This is a genomic window from Pseudomonas sp. PDM21, assembly GCF_014852505.2.
Lineage (GTDB): Bacteria > Pseudomonadota > Gammaproteobacteria > Pseudomonadales > Pseudomonadaceae > Pseudomonas.
This window is the reverse complement of record NZ_CM181223.1, coordinates 3,870,316-3,886,926: the sequence shown is the minus strand read 5'-3', so window position 1 is coordinate 3,886,926 and position 16,611 is coordinate 3,870,316. Positions and strand designations below refer to the sequence as shown.

4 protein-coding genes are annotated in these 16,611 nt (G+C 67.9%); all 4 read left to right on the top strand.

Annotated features, from left to right (window positions below; genetic code table 11):
- Positions 1-238: 238 nt before the first annotated feature.
- The 4 genes from IB275_RS17740 (at position 239) to IB275_RS17725 (ending at position 16,599) form a co-directional block, all read left to right on the top strand.
- A complete protein-coding gene (locus IB275_RS17740) occupies positions 239-1,159 on the top strand; it encodes a GGDEF domain-containing protein (RefSeq protein WP_192295811.1) in 921 nt (306 codons plus the stop codon).
- Between the two features lie 10 nt (positions 1,160-1,169).
- Positions 1,170-2,240, top strand: coding sequence for an AraC family transcriptional regulator (locus tag IB275_RS17735; protein WP_037005978.1), 1,071 nt, complete (start codon positions 1,170-1,172; stop codon positions 2,238-2,240).
- Between the two features lie 293 nt (positions 2,241-2,533).
- A complete protein-coding gene (gene mqo, locus IB275_RS17730; protein ID WP_192295810.1) occupies positions 2,534-4,168 on the top strand; it encodes a malate dehydrogenase (quinone) in 1,635 nt (544 codons plus the stop codon).
- Between the two features lie 815 nt (positions 4,169-4,983).
- Positions 4,984-16,599: an Ig-like domain-containing protein gene (locus IB275_RS17725; protein WP_192295809.1), complete on the top strand. Its 11,616-nt coding sequence runs from the start codon at positions 4,984-4,986 to the stop codon at positions 16,597-16,599.
- The last annotated feature ends 12 nt before the right edge of the window (positions 16,600-16,611 follow it).

Sequence of the window (16,611 nt, the reverse complement as noted above, 5' to 3'; positions counted from 1 at the left end):
GCCGCGAAATACAGGGGTTTCAGCATTGCAGGGCAGGTTTCTGAGCCCAATTGACCCGGTGCGTTCGGCTCAGCCCCGGCGGCAGGGCGCAGGGCTTGGTGCGGGGAGCGGCGGCACAGGACTTTTTCGCAGGATGGGGGCGGTTTCGAGTGAGCCGATTGCACCCTCGGCGCTGTCATCAAAGCATCACGGGGACCTGTTTGGCTGGCGTCCGTCACTCGTTGCGGATACCGCTCCCATGTCCAACCTGCTCAAGCTGCACCGCCTGAAACTGATCGCACTGGTCGTGCTCGCCAACATCGGCCTGGTGCTCTACCTCGCAGCCGGGCAAATCAAGACCTGGGACCGGATCGACTGGCTCGACGTGGTGGGCGAGGGCGGTTCGGCGCTGCTGGCCTTCTGCTGGGTCTGCCTGGTGCTCGCGCACCGGCCGGCCGGGCGGGTCACCACGTTGCTGGCGGTGGGCCTGGGGGCGGTGTTCTTCTCCATGTGGATGGATGCCCTCGACGAATTCATCCAGCTGCCTGCGGAGATTTCCTGGGACCACTGGCTCGAATCGGTGCCGATGCCCATCGGCCTGCTGCTGATCACGCTCGGCCTGTACCACTGGAGCAAGGAGCAGAAAGCCCTCGGCCAGCAACTGAGCAAGCGCGAGCGGCTGTTCCGCGAGCACCTCCACCACGACCGCCTGACCCCGCTCAACGGCGCCGCCTACCTGCGCCGGCAGATCGAGCTGGAGCAGCGTCGCTCCGGCGAGGAGCAGCAGGCGTTCTCCCTGGTGCTGGTGGACCTGGACGACTTCGCACCCTTCAACCGCAACCATGGCCACGCCGAGGGCGACCGCGTGCTGCAGGCGGTGAGTCAGTTGCTGTTGCTCAACCTGCGCCACTGCGACCTGTTGTGCCGGCTGGCCGGCGATCGTTTCGTTGCCCTCCTGCCCGGCACTGGCGAGGCCCAGGCCTGGCGCATCGCCGGTGAGCTGGAGAACGCCGTGCGCTACTACTCGCACAAGAGCGTGCCCCAGGGCGAGAGCCTCGTCCTCAGCGCCACTGCGGTGGCCTGCATGGCGCGCGACGAATCGTCGGACAGCCTGCTGGAGCGGCTGAGCCTGTCCATGGCGCGCGCCAAGTCACGGCCGCGCCTGGCCCGCAGCGCCTGAGGCCTGTCGCATGGAGGCCCCGTTGAACTACTACGAGCGCGACCTGCGCTTCATCCCGGCGCAACACCAGCCAGCCTGCCTGCTCGACCTCGCGCTCAGCCGCGAACTGGACAGTCACCGCCTGCTGCGTGGCACCGGGCTGTTCCAGGAAGACATCATCGCCGGCCAGCGGCTGATCAGCGCCGAGCAGTACCTGCGGCTGGTGGACAATTGCCGCCAGGGCAGCGGCGGCGAGGAGCTGGGCTTTCTCTTCGGCCAGCGCCTGCTGCCGGGGCACCAGGGCGCCGCCAGTGGCGCGCTGATGCACGCCGCCAACCTGCAGGAAGCGCTGGACCTGCTGATCCGCCACCGCGCGCGCTTCAGCCCGTTGCTCGCCCCGCGCCTGCTGGTGGAGGAGCGCTTCGCCTGCCTGTACTGGGTCGACGCCTGTGGTGTCGGCGGCGCCCGTCGCTTCCTGGTGGAGAGTGGCATGACCGCCGTGACTGCGCTGTGCCGCTGGTTGTCCGACGAGCGCCTGCCGTGGAAGTACCTGTTCGCCCATTCGCGGCCCGACTACATCGAGCAGTACCAGGCGCACCTGGGGCTCAACCTGCAGTTCGACTGCCATGTCGATGCCATGCTGATTCCCCGCGACTACCTGGTGAAGCCCTGGCCGCGCGCCTCGCTCACCGCCGGCCAGGCGGCGCAGCGCGATGCGCGGCGCGAGCAGGAGCAACTGGGCCTGGGTGAGGGCGTTCTGGAGCATGTCTACCGCCTGTTGCAGCGCGAGGCCCGCGACCCGCTGAGCCTCGACCGGCTCGCCGAGCGCATGGGCATCAGTCCGGCCACCTGCAAGCGCAAGCTGCAGAAACACCAGACGCACTTCCAGGCGGTGCACGACGAGGTGCGCAAGCACGTGGCGCTGTACCTGTACTGGTCGCGTGGCTACAGCAACGAGGAGGTCGCCGAGTACCTGCGCTTCACCGACACCACCAACTTCCGCCGTTCATTCAAACGCTGGACGGGCCTGGTGCCCAGCGCGGTGCGGGATCTTCGGCCGGGGCGGGATAGCTGGCTGGAACACCGTGCAACGGATAGTTGAGCGAAACGGTTGGTGATGCAGTTCGCTTTCTATAGAATGCGCAAACGTTTCAGCAGACCATGCATCCCTCCCACAACAAAAGCCAAAGCCGAAGGCTTTGCGTGTCTCTCTGCGCAGGACGTCCCTCATTCCATCAAGCAGGCCCCAGAGCCGGCGGAGGAGGGAACTGAGTCCCGACTCATCCTCGTCATCTGTCGCCTTGCCCATCGTTTGCGCTCCGTGCGCGGGGCCTGGCCTTCACGCTGTATGACGCCGGTGGGGAAGGCCAAGCCCTAACGACGAGAAACCTTTCGATGATCAAGAAAGTTAGCGGGGCGCTGCTGGGCCTCGCTCTGGCAGTGAATTGCGCGCCCGCGTTCGCGGACACCAAGAAAGTCGATGTGCTGCTGATCGGCGGCGGCATCATGAGCACCACCCTGGGCGTCTGGCTCAACGAGCTGGAACCGGGCTGGAGCATGGAGATGGTCGAGCGCCTGGACGGCGTCGCCCAGGAAAGCTCCAACGGCTGGAACAACGCCGGCACCGGCCACTCCGCCCTGGCCGAGCTGAACTACACCCCCGAGGACAAGGACGGCAACGTCACCATCGCCAAGGCGGTGGAGATCAACGAATCCTTCCAGATCTCCCGTCAGTTCTGGGCCTGGCAGGTACAGAACGGTGTGCTGAAGAACCCTCGCTCGTTCATCAACACCACCCCGCACATGAGCTTCGTCTGGGGCGACGACAACATCGCCTTCCTCAAGAAGCGCTACGAGGCGCTGCAGGCCAGCCCGCTGTTCCGCGGCATGCAGTACTCCGAGGACCCGGCGCAGATCGCCAAGTGGGTGCCGCTGATGATGCAGGGCCGCGATCCGTCGCAGAAAATCGCCGCCACCTGGACGCCGATCGGCACCGACGTGAACTTCGGCGAGATCACCCGCCAGTTCGCCGGCTACCTGCAGACCAGGCCGAACTTCAGCCTGAAGCTCTCCAGCGAAGTCGAGGACATCACCCGCAACGACGACGGCACCTGGCGCGTCGGCTACAAGAACCTCAAGGACGGCAGCGTTACCCAGACCGACGCGAAGTTCGTCTTCATCGGCGCCGGCGGCGGCGCCCTGCGCCTGCTGCAGAAGTCCGGCATCGAGGAAGCCAAGGACTACGCCGGCTTCCCGGTGGGCGGCTCGTTCCTGGTCACCGAGAACCCGACCATCGCCCAGCAGCACCTGGCCAAGGCCTATGGCAAGGCGTCGGTCGGCGCACCGCCGATGTCGGTGCCGCACCTGGACACCCGCGTGCTCGACGGCAAGCGCGTGATCCTCTTCGGGCCGTTCGCTACCTTCTCCACCAAGTTCCTCAAGGAAGGCTCCTACCTCGACCTGCTGGGCAGCACCAACGTCCACAACGTCTGGCCGATGACCCGCGTAGGTATCGACGAGTACCCGCTGGTGGAATACCTCGCCGGCCAGCTGATGCTTTCCGACGACGACCGCCTCGCTGCGCTGCGCGAGTACTTCCCGGAAGCCAAGGCCGAGGACTGGCGCCTCTGGCAGGCCGGCCAGCGCGTGCAGATCATCAAGCGTGATGCGGACAAGGGCGGCGTGCTGAAGCTCGGCACCGAGATCGTTTCTGCCGCCGACGGCAGCATCGCCGGCCTGCTGGGTGCATCGCCGGGTGCTTCCACCGCCGCGCCGATCATGCTCAGCGTGCTGGAGAAGGTGTTCAAGGACAAACTCGCCACCCCTGAATGGCAGGCCAAGGTCCACCAGATCGTCCCGAGCTACGGCACCAGACTCAACGACAGCCCGGAGAAGACGTTCGAGGAGTGGAGCTACACCGCCAAGGTCCTGCAACTGGACCCGCCGCCGGCCATCGACCAGGCCCCGGCCACCCAGCCGACCGATGCCGCCCCGGCGCCGGAAAAGGCCTCCAGCGATATGGCGCTGTAAGTTGGCGCGCTGAGTAAGTGAGTTCCGAAGCCCGGACTTCCCGTTCGGTCTTCGGACACTCTGTTATATATCCCCGGCGGTCTAACTGCCCCGGCTTTAGTTGGGTGGCCGTCGCGCGATATCTCCTGGCGGATGCCATTCGTTATTCCGCCGTTGACCGCTTCTATTGCGGACGCTGATTCCAACTCTGGAATATCAGGGCCTATCCGAGCCTTCAATTAAGCGCGGTTCTACAGGTCTCGCCTGAAGTTGATCCAGCGCTATTCAACAGGTGGAACTGGCTGTCGTTTCCCGCTGGGGATAGACCTTTTACATTCATTTTTGCATGTCAGCGGGTCTATTCTGCCGCTTCGCTCTGTTTCGGGGCTCCGGGCGTCTTTGTGTTCCGGTTGTGGCCTGTCCGGGCGGACAGGATCGAGTCGGATCAGGCAATCCGACGAACGGCTTTTCTGTAATCCAGGGATTACAAGGATGTCAGCCATTGGCGATACTCGAACAAGCGACTGAATATTGTCGGATGCCTGTTGCGACATGCGGTTCAAGTTATCGATTCGCCCGGTTCGTGCGAAAGAGCAGAGCGCACGGCGTCTGCGGCAAATGTCAAATAATTGTCAAAAAGCGCAGCGGTAGTTGATGGCGATCCTATCTTCCATTGGTCAATAAAATCTGAACTTACTGCCCGGTGCATAGGTTACTACCTTTCAATTAAACCCTTCGTCCAAGAGCCTTTCGGAGCGCTTTCGGCGCGCTGCACAGAAGCTGCTATCTCTTTCTGGCCATAAACAAAAACATTATTCCGGGCAGAGGAAGTCAGCATGGCGATCCAGGCGAAGGTCGTGGCGTCTCAGGTGCAGGTGGCCACCGCCACGCAGCAGACGGTCGAAGGGAGCATCGTTCTTCAGCAAGCCAGCAACGTGGCCCTGGACGTCACTGCCGACGCGGTCGCCAGTTACCAGCAGGTCGGCGCCGACCTCGTGGTGCAGCTCAAGGATGGCGAGACCCTCCGCATCGCCAACTTCTTTGCCGAAGGCCAGCCGCCCAGCCAGCTGTACCTGGTGGACGAGAAGGGCGACCTGGTGGTGACCGAGCTGGATCAGGTCGCCGCTGACGGCACGCTGATGCCTACCTACGCCGCCGAGCCCATCGATGCCGGATTCGAGTCACTCACCGAGGCCGGCGCCGCTGCGGGCAGTGCGGGTGCCGCCGGTGGTATCGCCGGTTTGGGGACCGCCGGGACCATCCTCGCCGGCGCCGCGGTGATTGCCGGCGGCGCCGCCATCGCCAGCAGCGGCGGTGGCGGTGGCGGTGGTGGAGGCAGCAACCCACCAGCGCCTCCCGCGCCGGCCACCGATGTCACGGTCAGCCCTGACGGTGCTGTGATCACCGGCCGTGCCACGCCGGGTACGACCGTCGAGGTGGACGTCAACGGCGATGGCCAGCCCGACTACACCGCGCCAGTGGATGGCAACGGCAACTTCCAGGTGCCCGTCAGTCCGCCGCTGAGCAACGGTGAGAATGTCACCGTGGTGGTGCGCGGGCCCAATGGTGGCGGCGCCAGTTCCGGCACAATCGTCACGGCGCCGGATACCACGGCGCCGGGGGCCGCGACGGGCGTGGCGGTGTCCGAGGATGGCAGCAAGGTCAGCGGCAGCGCCGAGCCCGGCTCTACCGTGAAGGTTGACACCAACGGCGACGGTGTCCCCGACGCCACCGGGGTTGCCGGCTCCGACGGGCATTTCGAGATCACCCTCCCGACTCCGGTGACCAACGGCCAGGGTGTATCGGTGACGGTGACCGACCCGGCCGGGAATACCAGCCCGTCGACCGTGGTGAACGGGCCCGACACGACGCCGCCGGAACCGGCCCATGACCTGACGATCAGCGCCGACGGCAGGGGTCTTGCCGGGATCGCCGAGCCAGGCAGCTCGCTGTCCATCGACCTGAACAATGACGGCACCCCTGACCTGACCGTGCAGGTCGGGCCCGACGGCCGCTTCAGTCTCAACCTCGATTCGCCGCTGCCAGCCGGGCAGATCGTTTCGATCATCGTCCGTGACGCAGCCGGCAACGCCAGCCCGATTGCCACCATCCACGCGCCGGGCGGGAGCGTGCCCGCACCGGTGATCGACCCGAGCAACGGCCACCTCATCCAGGGCACCGCGACGGTCGGCACCCAGGTCTACCTGACCAACGCCCAGGGCACCCTGATCGGCGTGGCGCTGGTCGGTGGCGATGGCCACTGGAGCTTCACCCCCATCACTCCGCTGGCCGACGGCGCCGTGGTCAATGCCGTGGCACGCGGGCCGCAGGGGGAGAGCGGTTCCACCAGCATCACGGTGGACGGCATCGCGCCCGGCACGCCCGTCATCACCTCGGGCAATGCCGGAGGACTGGAGGGAACGGCGGAGGCCGGTGCAACGGTCGTGCTCACCACCGGTAACGGAACCCCGCTGGCGACCGTCGTTGCCGATGAGACCGGGCACTGGAGCTACCATCCCGGTTCGCCCTTGCCCAACGGCACCCAGGTCACCGTCGTCGCCAAGGACGCCGCCGGCAACCTCAGCGGCCCGGCGCAGACCACCCTGGATACCCAGCCGCCAGCGGCGCCCACGGTCAACCCGAGCAATGGCGGGCTGTTCAGCGGTATCGCGGAAGCCAACAGCACGGTGCTGCTGAGCAATGCCGACGGCCAGGTGATCGGCCAGGTCCAGGCCGACGGCAGCGGCCACTGGCAGTTCATCTTCAACCCGCCGCTGGCCAATGGCGCGGTGCTATCGGTGACGGCTGCGGACGCTGCCGGCAACACCGGAGCGGCGGCCAGCGTCACGGTGGATTCCAGCATTCCCTCGACGCCCACGGTCGACCCGAGCAACGGTTCGAACATCAGCGGCCTGGCGGATGTCGGTGATCGCGTGGAGATTCGCGACGCCAACGGCAACCCGATCGCGACCGTGACTGCCGATGGCGACGGCCACTGGAGCTACATCCCCGGCGTGCAGTTCCCCGATGGCACCCAGTTGCAGGTTGTCGCGGTGGATCCGCAGAGCGGCCAGCAGAGTCAGGTGGTCAACCTGGTCGTCGATGGAGTGGCTCCCGATGCGCCCCAGGTGGACGTCAGCAACGGCACCGTTCTCAGTGGTATCGCCGAGCCCGGTAGCCTGGTGACCCTCGTCGACAACCAGGGCAACCCCATCGGCCAGGTGCGCGCCGACGGTATAAGCGGCGCATGGTCCTTCACTCCCGGAGCCTCGCTGCCCGACGGAGCGGTGGTGGTGGTCCGGGCCATCGATGCCGCCGGTAACCCCAGCCCGCCCACCAGCGTCGTGGTGGACGCCGTCGCGCCGCCACCGCCGCAGGTCAACGCCAGCAATGGTCTGAGCTTCAGTGGCAGCGCCGAGCAAGGCGCCACCGTGATCATCCTCGATGCCAATGGCAATCCCATCGGCCAGGTCACGGCCGACGCCAGCACCGGACAGTGGAGCTTCACGCCGCCGTCGGCCTTGCCCAGCGGCACGCAGGTTTCCGTGGTTGCCCGCGACGCTGCCGGTAACGTCGGTCAGCCGACGCCTGTGATCGTGGACCGCCAGGCGCCCGATGCCCCGCAGATCGACGCGAGCAACGGCGACGTGCTGCATGGCTTGGCCGAGCCGGGCAGTACGGTGACGCTGACCGATGGCAACGGCAACCCCATCGCCCAGGTGGTGGCCGACCCGATCACCGGGGACTGGTCCTTCACGCCGGGCACGCCCCTGGGCAACGGTACCCAGGTGCGCGCCACCGCGACGGATGCGGCGGGCAACGTCAGCCAGGTCGGTCAGATCACCGTCGACAACCTGCCGCCCACTGCGCCCTCGGCCGGGCCGAGCAACGGCACGCAGATCAGCGGGACCGCCGAGCCGGGCAGCACCGTGGTGATCATGGATGCCTCCGGCCAGCCCCTGGGGGAGGCGGCGGTGGGCCTCAATGGCTTCTGGCTGTTCCGCTTCAGCCAGGCATTGCCCACAGGCTTCGTGCTGCGCCTGGCGGTGCGCGATGCGGCGGGTAATGTCGGTGCGGAAACCACCACGACGGTGGACAGCAACCTGACCACGCCGCCGACACCGGATGCGAGCAACGGCAGTGTCATCAGCGGCACCGCCGAGGCCGGCCAGCAGGTGATAGTGCGCGATGCCAACGGCAACGAGATCGGCCGCACCCCCGCCGATGGCGACGGCAACTGGAGCATCACGCCGGCTTCGCCGCTGGCCAACGGCTCCGATTACCAGGTGGTCGCTGTCGACCCGGTCAGCGGCCATGAAAGCGTGCCCATCGTCGGCACGGTGGACTCCGTGGCGCCGGTCGCGCCCACCATCAACGGCAGCATGGGCGTCACCCTGACGGGCACGGCGGAGCCAGGCTCCACGGTCACGCTCACCGACGGCAGCGGCAACCTCATCGCTGTGGTCACGGCAGACGGCAACGGCCAGTGGAACTTCACACCCGGTACGGCCTTGCCCGACGGTACGCTGGTCAACGTCACGGCGAGCGACGCGGCCGGCAATGTCAGCCAGCCGGCGAACACCACGGTGGATTCCGTGGCGCCGCCAAGTCCAGCGGTCGATCCGAGCAATGGCCAGCTATTTACCGGCACTGCCGAGGCGAACGCCACGGTGATCATTCGCGACGCCGGCGGCAACGTCATCGGTGAGGCCATCGCCGATGGCGGCGGTGTCTGGAGCTTCGCTCCACAGCCGGCGCTGCCCAACGGTACCCAGGTGACGGTGATGGCCCGCGACGCGGCGGGCAACGAAAGCGGCACCGTGGGCGTGACCGTGGACGCACAGCCGCCGGCTGCGCCGGTGGTCACCCCCAGCACCGGCGCCGAACTGAGCGGCACCGCCGAACCCAATGCGCAGGTGGTGGTGATCTCCGCCAACGGCCAGGTGATCGCCGAGGTGCCGGTCGGCCCCGGCGGCACCTGGAGTTATACCCCGTCCTCGCCGCTGCCCGACGGCGCGACCCTGAGCGTCGTCGCCGTGGACTCCTCCGGTAACCGCAGCGAAACCACCACGGTGACCGTCGACAGCACGCCGCCGGCCGACCCGCTGGTAAACCCCGGCAACGGTACGCAGGTCAGCGGTACTGCCGAGCCGGGCAGCACCGTCACGGTGACCGATGGCAACAACAATCCGGTGGGGCAGACCACCGCCGACGGCCAGGGCAACTGGAGCATCACCCCGGCGTCGCCGCTGCCCGATGGCAGCAGCGTGACCGTGGTCGCTACCGACGCGGCCGGCAATGCAAGCAATGGCACCACGGTGACCATCGACACCAGCGCACCGACGAATCCTGCCGCCGGGCCGAGCAACGGCACCGTGCTAAGCGGTACGGGAGAAGAGGGCAGCACCCTGGTGTTCACCGATGGCGCCGGCAATGCGCTGGGGCAGGTCACGGTGGGCGCGGGTGGCAACTGGACCTTCACCCCGGACCAGCCCCTGGCCGACGGCACCGTGGTGACCATCGTCGCCCGCGACGCAGCCGGTAACGAGAGCGGCCCGGTGCAGGTGACGGTGGATTCCAGCGCCCCCAGCACTCCAACACTCGACCCGAGCAATGGCCTGGCACTGAGTGGCACCGGCGAGATCGGCAGTACGGTCATCGTCAGCGTCGCCGGCAGTGAAGTGGCCCGCGTGCAGGTCGGCCCGGACGGGCGCTGGAGCTACACGCCCGGCAGCCCGATCGCCGATAGTACGGCCATCTCGGTGCAGGGCACCGATGCCGCCGGCAACACCACGCCGATCGTCAACGGCAGCGTGGACGGCCTCGCCCCCGGCGCGCCGGACATCCTCCCGAGCAACGGCAGCACCTTCACCGGCACCGCCGAGGCGGGCAGCACGGTCATCCTCAGCGGGCCGGATGGAGAGATCGGCCGCGCCCTGGTGGATGCCGAAGGCCGCTGGAGCTTTACCGCGACCACCCCGGTGGGTAACGGCGTGACAGTCAGCGCGGTGGCCCAGGACGCCGCCGGCAACACCAGTGGCAGCGACAGCGTGGTGGTGGACGCTTCCGCACCGCCGGCGCCGAGCATCGACCCGAGCAACGGTACGCTGATCACCGGAACCTCCGAGATCGCCAGCACCATCACCCTTGTGTACGCCAACAACGTACTGATCGGCCAGGCCACGACGGACCCGGACGGCAACTGGACCTTCACCCCGAACCCGCCGCTGGCCGACGGAACGAAGATCGACGTGATCGCCCAGGACGCCGCAGGTAACGCCAGCTCGGTGGCGAGCATCATCATCGATGCCACGCCGCCGTCGGCGCCTGTGGTCGCGGCGAGCAACGGCAGTGTGCTCACGGGCACCGCAGAGCCCGGCAGTACCGTGACCATCAGCCGTGGCGGTGTCGAACTGGGCAGCGCGACCGCTGACCCGGTGACGGGGCAGTGGAGCATCACTCCGACGAGCGCCGTCGGCGACGGGGATGTTCTGCAGGTCGCCGCGCGTGATGCGGCGGGCAACATCAGCCAGCCGACCGCAGTCACCATCGACGCGGTGCCGCCGGGGCAGCCCGTCATCAACGCCACCAACGGCGCCTTGCTGTCGGGGACCGCAGAGGCCGGCAGCACCGTGCTGCTCAGCGACGGCAGCGGCAACCCGCTGGGAACGGCCATCGCCGACGCCAACGGCCACTGGAGCCTCACGCCGGCCAGCCCGTTGCCCGACGGCACCACGGTAAACGCCGTAGCACGTGACGCTGCGGGTAACCAGGGACCGTTGCAGAGCGTGGTGGTCGACAACACCCTGCCTGACGCGCCGATCATCAATGCCAGCAACGGCAGTGTGATCTCCGGCACCGCCGTGCCCGGCGCGGAGGTCGTGCTGAGCGATGGCAACGGCAACGAGATCACCCGCGTCACTGCGGACCCCATCAGCGGCCAATGGAGCTATGAACCCGGCTTGCCCCTGGCCAATGGCACCGAAGTGGTGGCCGTGGCCGTGGTCGAGGGCCGCACCAGTGGCATCACTGCCATCACCATCGACGCCCTGGCGCCCGATACGCCGACCATTGTCCCGAGCAACGGCACCGAGTTCAGCGGCACCGCCGAGGCCGGCAGCACGGTGATCCTCGCCGATGGCAACGGCAACCCTGTGGGGCAGACCACCGCCGATGGCACCGGGCACTGGAGCTTCTCCCCCGTTGCGCCGCTGGCCAACGGCACGGTGGTCAATGTCGTCGCGCAGGATGCCGCCGGCAACGCCAGCGCGTCCGCCAGCACCACGGTGGATGCGGTGGCGCCCATCGCCCCGACCATCAACGCCAGTAATGGCAACGTGGTGACCGGCAGCGCCGAGCCGGGCGCCACGTTGCTCCTCACCGACGGCAACGGCAGTCCCCTCGGCCAGGTCGTCGCCGATGCCACCACCGGGCAGTGGAGTTTCACCCCCAACCCGCCGCTGGTGGGTGGCACCACGGTGAATGCCGTGGCCCAGGATGCCGCCGGCAACACCAGTAGCGTGGTCAACACGGTGGTCGACACCACCGCGCCGACCACGCCGACCATTCTGCCCAGCAACGGTAATGTGCTCAGCGGCACCGGCGAGGCCGGGGCGAGCATCGTGCTCACCGATGGCAACGGCAATCCGATTGCCCAGGTCGGCGTCGATGGCAACGGCAAGTGGACCTACACGCCATCGCCGGCTCTGCCCAACGGCACCACGGTCAACGCCGTATCGGTGGATGCGGCCGGCAACCAGAGTTCCTCGGTCAGCACCACGGTGGACACCACCGCGCCCGCCGACCCGACCATCAATCTCAGCAACGGCACGCTGCTCACCGGCACCGCCGAAGCCAATGCGCTGGTGCTACTCACCGACGGCGGCGGCAACGCCATCGGCCAGGTGCGCGCCGACGCCAATGGTGCCTGGAGCCTCGCGGTCAGCCCGGCGCTGGCCAACGGCACCGTGGTCAATGCCCAGGCCAAGGACGCCGCCGGCAACACCAGCAACAGTGTCAGCACCACGGTGGACTCGGTTGCACCCGTCGCGCCGACCATCGCGGCGAGCAGCGGCACCGAACTGCATGGCACCGCCGAGAACAACGCCACCGTGCTGCTCACCGACGGCAACGGCAACGTGATCGGCCAGACCACCGCCAATGGCAGCGGCAACTGGACCTTCACCCCTGGCACAGCGCTGGCCGATGGCACTGTGGTCAATGCCGTGGCCAGGGATGCCACCGGCAACACCAGCGTCGCGGCCAGCACCACGGTGGACAACCTGGCGCCGCCCACCCCAACCATCGATGCCAGCAACGGCGCGCTGCTCACGGGCACTGCCGAGGCAGACGCCACGGTCATCCTCACTGATGGCAACGGCAACCCCATCGCCCAGGTCGCGGCCAATGGCTCCGGGGAGTGGTCCTTCGCGCCGGGCGTCGCGCTGCCCGATGGCACCGTGGTCAACGTCGTGGCGCGGGACGCCGCCGGCAACACCAGCGGCTCCGCCAGCACCACGGTGGACGCCGTAGCGCCGGCCGTACCGACCATTGATCCGAGCAATGGCGTGCACATCACCGGCACCGCCACGGCCGGCGTCACCGTGGTGCTCACCGATGGCGGCGGCAATCCCATCGGCACCGTCGTCGCCGACGGCGCCGGCAACTGGTCCTTCGACCCGGCCACGCCGCTGGGCAATGGCGTGGTGATCCAGGCGGCCACCCGCGATGCCGTGGGCAACACCAGCGGCCCGGTCAGCACCACGGTCGACAACGTCGCACCGACGCCGCCGACCATCGAACCCAGCAATGGCACCGAACTGGCCGGTACCGCCGAGGCCAATGCCACCGTTGTCCTCACCGACGGCAACGGCAACCTCATCGGCACCACCCAGGCCAACGGCAGCGGCGACTGGGCATTCACTCCCAGCCCGGCGCTGGCCAACGGCACCACAGTCACCGCCGTGGCCCAGGACGCTGCCGGCAACACCAGCGGGTCCGCTTCCACGGTGGTCGACAGCCAGGCGCCCGAGCCGCCGGTGATCGACCCCAGCAACGGCACGCTGCTCAGCGGCACTGCCGAACTGGGCGTCACCGTGGTGCTCAGCGTGGATGGCGTGGAGCTGGCGCGGGTGGCGGTGCAGGGCGATGGCACCTGGTCGTTCCCGGTGCCCTCGGCGCTGGCCAACGGTACGGTCGTGGACGCCGTGACGGTGGATGCCACGGGCAACCTGAGCGCGAGCGTCAGCGTCACCATCGATGCCATCGCGCCGCTGCCGCCGGTGCTGGTGCCCAGCGACGGCGCGGTACTGGCGGGCACCGCCGAGGCCAACGCCACGGTGACCCTGCGTGATGGCGCGGGGAATCTGCTGGCCGAGGTTAGGGCCGACGTCAACGGCAACTGGCAGTACGTCCCGGACACGCCCCTGGCCAATGGCCTGGAGGTTTCCGCCAGCGCCCGCGATGCCGCGGGCAACGAAGGCCTGGCGGCAGGCATCGTGATCGACGCCAGCCTGCCGGCGATCCCGGTGATCACACCGAGCAACGGCACGCTCATCAGCGGCACCGCCGAAGCCAACGCGACGATCATCCTGACCACCATCGGCGGCCTGCCCATCGGCCAGGTCAACGCCGATGTCAACGGCAACTGGAGCTTCACTCCCGGTACACCGCTGGTCGACGGTACCGTGATCAACGCGGTGGCCCGCGATGCCAGCAACAACCTCAGCGGCGTCGCCACCGTGGTGGTCGATACGGTAGCGCCGAACTTGCCGGTGGTCTCGCCGAGCAATGGCGGTGTGCTCGCTGGCACGGCGGAGGCGGGCGCCACGGTGGTGCTCAGCGTGGCTGGCGCGCCCATCGCCCAGGTCGTTGCCGATGGCACCGGGCACTGGACCTATAGCCCCGGCGTGCCCCTGGCCAACGGCGTGCAGGTCAGCGTGGTGGCCAGGGACGCGACGGGTAATACCAGCGTCGCGGCGAGCGTCACCGTCGACAGTGTCGCGCCCAATACGCCGACCATCGCCGCCAGCAACGGCGCCACTTTCACCGGCACCGCCGAAGCCAATTCGACGGTGATCATCAGCGGCGCCAATGGCGCTCTGCTCGGTCAGGTCACGGCCAATGCCAGTGGTATCTGGACCTTCAACCCGACCACCCCGGTGGGCAATGGCGTGGTAGTCAGCGCGGTGGCCAAGGACGCCGCCGGCAACGTCAGCCTGATTGCTGCCACCACCACGGTGGATGCGCTGCCACCCGCGCTGCCGGTGGTCAATCCGAGCAACGGCGCGCTGCTGGCCGGTACTGCCGAGGCCGGTTCCACGGTGGTACTCAGCGTGGGCGGCAACGTCATCGGCCAGGTCACCGCCAATGCCCAGGGCCAGTGGAGTTTCGCCCCCGGCGTGGCGCTGGCCAACGGTGTGCAGGTCAGCGTGGTAGCCAAGGATGCCGTGGGCAACACCAGCGTCGCCGCCAACGTCACGGTGGACGCCGTGGCGCCGACCGCGCCGGTCGTCGCGCCGAGCAATGGCACGGTACTCAGTGGCACGGCGGAGATCGGTTCGACGGTGATTCTCAAGGTCGGTGGCGCCATCATCGCCCAGGTCACCGCCGATGCCACCGGCAACTGGAGCTTCACCCCCGGCACCCCGCTGGCGAACAACACCCAGGTCAGCGTCACGGCGAAGGACGCCGCCGGCAACACCAGCGTGGCGACCACCATTGGCGTCGATAGCGTGGCGCCGGTCGCGCCCAGCGGCCTGAGCGTTTCCGCCAATGGCACGGTGCTCACCGGCATCGCCGAGGCCAACAGTACGGTGAAGGTGGTCATCAATGGCGATGCGGCCAACCCGATTACGGTGCAGGCCAACGGCAGCGGCAACTTCACCGTCAACCTCAGCCCGGCGCTGACGGCGGGGCAATTGCTGACGGTCAACGCGGTGGATGCTGCCGGCAATGCCGGAGCCACCATCCAGGTGCAGGCGCCAGACCTCACGCGACCGGTACTGACCATCGCCGAAGCCGCCGACGGTTACATCAACAAGGCCGAGCTGGCCGACGGTATCCAGGTGCGTGTGGGCCTGACGGCCGGCGCCCGCGCCGGGCAGACCCTGACCCTGCGCTACAACGGCCCCGGCGGCTATACCTTCAGCCAGGCCCATGTGCTCACGGCGGCGGAAATCACCGCTGGCGTTGTGCTGGTGAGCATGCTCCCGGCGGCCGGCGTGGCGGCGATCCCGCAGGGCGCGGCGACCGTCACTGCCGACGTCAACGGCGGGCTGACAGCGACCCCGGCGAACTTCACCCTCGACACCGTCGCGCCGGCCAACCCGGTGCTGTCACTGGTGGGCAACCTGCTGACCATCGGCGCCGAGCCCAGCAGCACCCTGCTGGTGGATGCCAAGCTGCTCGGGCTGGTGTCGCATACGGAAGTCTCGGCAAGCAACGCCGGGCTCGCTTCGCTGGACCTGCTGAGCGGCCTGGCCACCGCCATGAGCTGGGACCAGCTGCTGGACGCCAATGTCACCGTCGGCGCCCGTGATGCGGCGGGCAACGTCGGCAACCTGGTGGGCATCAACCTGGAGAACGTGCTGACCCAGAACACCGTCACCATCGGCAACCTCGGCCTCGCCGTCGGGCTGCTGCCGCCGGTGCTGGGCCTCAGCGGCACGGCCATCGCCGGCGGCAGCCTGGGCGTGGAGGTCATCACGCCGCTGCTGAACGTCGCGCTGCACCCCATCGTCGACAGCACCGGCCATTTCACCATCAACCTGCTGGCGCCGGACCTGCTGGCGCAACTCGGCCTGTCCGTCACCCAGCTGCTCAACCTGGGCAGCCAGCTGAGCATCAACCTGATCGCCTATGACGCCGCCGGCCACGCCAGCGCGACCTACGGCATTTCCCTGACCGGCTCCGGTCTGAGCCTGGCGCTGGGCGAGATCAGCGTCACCGGTACCGCCGGCGCGGACGTACTGATGGGCACCAGCGGCACCGAGCACTTCTACGGTAACGCAGGAGCGGACCTGTTCCTCCATATCGGCACGGGCGACATCGTGCAGGCGGGCGATGGCAACGACACCATCCAGTTGCAGTCGACCACCTTCAAGAGCGTCGACGGCGGCGCCGGCTTCGACACGGTGATCCTCGACAGCGGCATCAACCTCACCTACGGCTCGCTGTTCACCGGGACCCTGACCAACATCGAGCGGATCAGCCTGGGCAAGGGCGACGCCGCGCCCAGCAGCCTGACCCTCACCGCGGCGCAGGTCGATGCGGTGACCGACGCCAACAATGTCCTGCAGATCACCGGCGACACCAACGACACCCTGACCGTGAGGGGTGCGGTGGATACCGGGGCCAACCAGGTCCACAGCGGCGTTAGCTACGACGTCTATTCATTCGGCAACACCACGCTGCTGGTGGAGGAGAACACCGTCCACGTCGTCGTGTCCTGAAGAAGGAAATAC

What these genes read in the sequence shown, in the direction of transcription:
- IB275_RS17740 (WP_192295811.1), top strand. Translation starts at nt 239, where the DNA reads ATGTCCAACCTGCTCAAGCTGCACCGCCTGAAACTGATCGCACTGGTC.
- IB275_RS17735 (WP_037005978.1), top strand. Translation starts at nt 1,170, where the DNA reads ATGGAGGCCCCGTTGAACTACTACGAGCGCGACCTGCGCTTCATCCCG.
- mqo (WP_192295810.1), top strand. Translation starts at nt 2,534, where the DNA reads ATGATCAAGAAAGTTAGCGGGGCGCTGCTGGGCCTCGCTCTGGCAGTG.
- IB275_RS17725 (WP_192295809.1), top strand. Translation starts at nt 4,984, where the DNA reads ATGGCGATCCAGGCGAAGGTCGTGGCGTCTCAGGTGCAGGTGGCCACC.